The 3,552-nt window shown below is 33.6% G+C and carries 4 protein-coding genes; all 4 read left to right on the plus strand.

Going from position 1 to position 3,552, the window contains the following annotated elements:
• The first annotated feature begins 526 nt into the window (after window positions 1-526).
• The 4 genes from PSF86_RS17705 to PSF86_RS17720 all read left to right on the plus strand — a co-directional run bounded on the left by PSF86_RS17705 (window position 527) and on the right by PSF86_RS17720 (window position 3,307).
• Complete coding sequence (locus PSF86_RS17705) at window positions 527-862, plus strand: hypothetical protein (RefSeq protein ID WP_277901425.1); 336 nt, start codon at window positions 527-529, stop codon at window positions 860-862.
• A gap of 191 nt (window positions 863-1,053) precedes the next feature.
• Complete coding sequence (locus PSF86_RS17710) at window positions 1,054-1,662, plus strand: hypothetical protein (protein WP_277901426.1); 609 nt, start codon at window positions 1,054-1,056, stop codon at window positions 1,660-1,662.
• A 158-nt stretch (window positions 1,663-1,820) separates the two neighbouring features.
• Complete coding sequence (locus PSF86_RS17715; RefSeq protein ID WP_277901427.1) at window positions 1,821-2,297, plus strand: SRPBCC family protein; 477 nt, start codon at window positions 1,821-1,823, stop codon at window positions 2,295-2,297.
• A gap of 416 nt (window positions 2,298-2,713) precedes the next feature.
• Complete coding sequence (locus tag PSF86_RS17720; RefSeq protein WP_277901428.1) at window positions 2,714-3,307, plus strand: hypothetical protein; 594 nt, start codon at window positions 2,714-2,716, stop codon at window positions 3,305-3,307.
• Window positions 3,308-3,552 lie beyond the last annotated feature (245 nt).

The raw sequence follows: 3,552 nt of genomic DNA on the forward strand, positions 1-3,552 counted from the left end.
AACTGGTTGAATAACTTCTCCTGATATTGTTTTTTGCCTTGCATAACTACAAGGTAAGCATCTAATGAGAGGAAAATATCAACCCTATGTCAATTTTTTGCTAACTTGTGCAACAGGCACATTGGCTATAAGTAATTGCTTGTTCTCGCCTACTTCTGAAAATCCGCGAGGATTTTCAGTTTGGTGTGTACTTGCAAAGTTAAGTGCTAAACCACGCAACTACTCATAGCCGACACCGTTGGCAACAAGCTAAAAACCAAAATTATTGAGAAAAACGATTTACACAATAGCTTTGATTTTATTAATAATCGGAATTCCATTATTTGAATTTATGGCTTTCAATTCAATGGTCAGTTTAAAATATGAAACACGTGAATTGACTGATTGTATTTCTCTCGTTTCAGGAATTAATTTATGTCGAGCAATCAAAACATTTCACGTTTTAGCAATTCTTTGCGGACTGATTTTTATTGGACTTTTAATTTATCGCAAGCGGATTTTAAAAATCCAATTTTAATCGTAAAAAATGGGATATAAAAAAGTATGTTTAGATTGTCGAAAAGCTTATAACAGGCCAGTCGATTTAGAAAAGGCTCAAACCTCGATTTGTCCTCAATGCAAAAAACCAATGACTGAATTATATCATTTGTTTAAACCACCAAAACAAACTGATATAAAAAAATGGAACGTTGTAAAATTTTTGGTAGAAAATGGATTTAGATATTATCATATTTGGGAACAAACATTGAGAGATGAAAGCGGAAAAATGTATGGATATCAGAATTACGCCAAATATCCTGAATCTATGAAAGACGCAAAGGAATTTGTTGAATTATATAAAGAACAAGCAATAACGGAATAAAGCCAGTTGCCAACACCGTGTATAGCTCATTGCGGCTGAATTCCTAATCGGAATTCATTGCAATTTGCTATCTTTCGGTTACGGCGGAAAATCATAGCTGATTTTCCGCAACGAGCCATACACGAGAAACGTTGTGGTGCATACGAGAAATGAACAGTCCATTTAAAATATCGTTTTTAATCTTAATGTTTTTGATTCTTTTTAATTGTCAAAATGCAGAAAAAAAATCTATCCGAATAGTTGAAAAAGATTTTGGTCTTTTAGGAAAAGAAAATGACAGTATTGCAGTTGAGTTAAATCTATCGGAATTCAATGATTGGAAAAAAATACTCGAACGGACTGAACAAATTGTTTGTAATGATAGCCTTCCTAAAATCACCTTAAAAAATGACAGCGTAATTAAAAAAGTTTATTTGAGAAATCCTTGTTGGGAAGGTTTAGCTTGCATATTGATTAAACAAAAGAATGTTATTGAAATTCATAATGACACCATTAACAAAGCAGACGAGAATTTTTATCCTTTAGACAGTTTACCACAAATTTTAAAAAGAGATTTGGAAAATAATGGTAAAAATCCAAAGTTAAGTGATAATCCTGAAAATCTATTGATTTATATATCATACGACAAAAACGGAATTGAAAAATTACCGAATACATTAAACAAACTAACAACTTCATTTGAGCAAGTAACAGATAGAAAGGATTTAAAAATATGGCTGAATGAAAAGATTGATATTCCGCCACCACCACCGCCACCAAAAGAAATAGAGGGAATTGAATTAATTGAAGATGAAAAATAAGTACGACACCACAACAATGTATAACCGCAATTACGGCGGATTCGACTATGCGGAAAATCCTCGCGAACGCCAAAGGTTCGTGATTTTTAACTAACTTAGTGCCAAAACCAACGCAACTGACGGTTATACGAGACCGTTGCCATCCATACCCAAACCAAATGCCAAGAATTGAATTACGAACTGAAATTAAAGCTGAAAAAGAAATAGTTTTCGACCTTTCTCGGAGCATTGATTTACATAAAATTTCGACTGAACACACAAACGAAACTGCAATCGCTGGAAAGACAAGCGGATTAATCGGTCCGAATGAAAGCGTGACTTGGCGAGCAAATCATTTTGGGATTTATCAAAAACTCACTTCCAAAATAACGGAATTTGACCGACCGAATTACTTTGCGGACGAAATGGTTAGCGGAGCGTTTGCGGAATTTAAACACGAACATCACTTTGCAGATTTGAATGGCGGAACGCTAATGATTGACTTTTTTGACTATAAATCTCCATTTGGTATTCTAGGCAAATTAGCGGACAGAGTTTTTCTCGAAAAATATATGACTGACTTACTAATGGAGCGAAACCGTATTATGAAAAAGTTTGCAGAATCTGATAAATGGAAACAATTATTAACCGGATAAAAGTACGTATGGCAACACAGTGTATAGCTCATTGCGGCTGAATTCCTAATCGGAATTCATTGCAATTTGCTATCTTTAGGCCACGGCGGAAAATCCTCGCGGATTTCCCGCAACGAGCCATACACAAGAAACGTTAGCAAACATTTGATAAAATCGTGAAATACATCAAAATTCTCATCTTATTTCTAATTTTTAGCTGTTCGAATGACAAAAGCAAATCGAATAGCGAAAAGAATGTAAGTCAGAATATCGACACTTTAAGATATTCTTACAGTGGATTTAATAATGGTTTGCGACTTGATTTATTAAGTGATGGTCGATTTATAAATGAAGATTACTTATTCAGTTGCTTTGGTGGTGGAGAGCGAAAAAGAGTTTTCGGGACTTATAAAATGGACAGTATAAATTTGACTTTAATGCCCGAAAAAATCGAATTGATAGAATATCCAGAGGATATGGAATTAAAACCAACCAAAACCCAAATCGACTACGGAATTGATTCCTTAAAAATAAAAACAGAATTTAGAGTTCTGAACTGGGAAACTAATAAATACCTTCTTTCAGAATTTTATGATTTTGGCTGGAGTATTGATAAAGAAAATGACTTCATACGATTTGCAGACTACGTAAACAATGGTTTTGAACCTGAAACGAGTGGAATGTATTTATCCAAAAGAAGTAAAGATTCTGTGAAATCAGAATTTGACATAAATAAGATTCCTGAAAAGTGGCGAAAATATTTTCTTAAAGAACCAATTAAAGCCAGAATACAAGGTTTAAAGAAAATAACTGACCCAAATGACGAAGAATACTTTTGGTGGGAAATAACCTTGGATAAAGGAAGTGATAACGGAATGAACAAACGACTGTCAATGACAACTGAAGATGATATGATATTTTTCGACATTGATTCCGTTTCTAATAATAAAAGTTTCGGTAAATATTATATGCCTGATTTTACGGCTGAAAAATATCCAATCGGAACTGAATTAAGAACTAAATGGAAATAAAAACGTTTGCTAACATTGGTAGACGTTGCACAACCTATTAATTACATAAATACAAGATCTAAATAAGCCCTTTTAAGGGCTTTTATTTTACGCTTTAGCTTCGTAACAAGCTAAAATTTATAGACTTATAAAGAAGTGAAATTCGTCGTAGGAGCACTTTTAGCACAAAACAAACACCTTGCAGGCTTGCCGCTCCACTTTTTGTATGTTTTTCAATGAATTTCAGGTACTTCTTCAAGTTGTAG

It is taken from the genome of Galbibacter pacificus (genome assembly GCF_029603165.1).
Lineage (GTDB): Bacteria > Bacteroidota > Bacteroidia > Flavobacteriales > Flavobacteriaceae > Galbibacter > Galbibacter pacificus.

What these genes read in the sequence shown, in the direction of transcription:
- PSF86_RS17720 (WP_277901428.1), top strand. Translation starts at nt 2,714, where the DNA reads ATGCCCGAAAAAATCGAATTGATAGAATATCCAGAGGATATGGAATTA.
- PSF86_RS17705 (WP_277901425.1), top strand. Translation starts at nt 527, where the DNA reads ATGGGATATAAAAAAGTATGTTTAGATTGTCGAAAAGCTTATAACAGG.
- PSF86_RS17715 (WP_277901427.1), top strand. Translation starts at nt 1,821, where the DNA reads ATGCCAAGAATTGAATTACGAACTGAAATTAAAGCTGAAAAAGAAATA.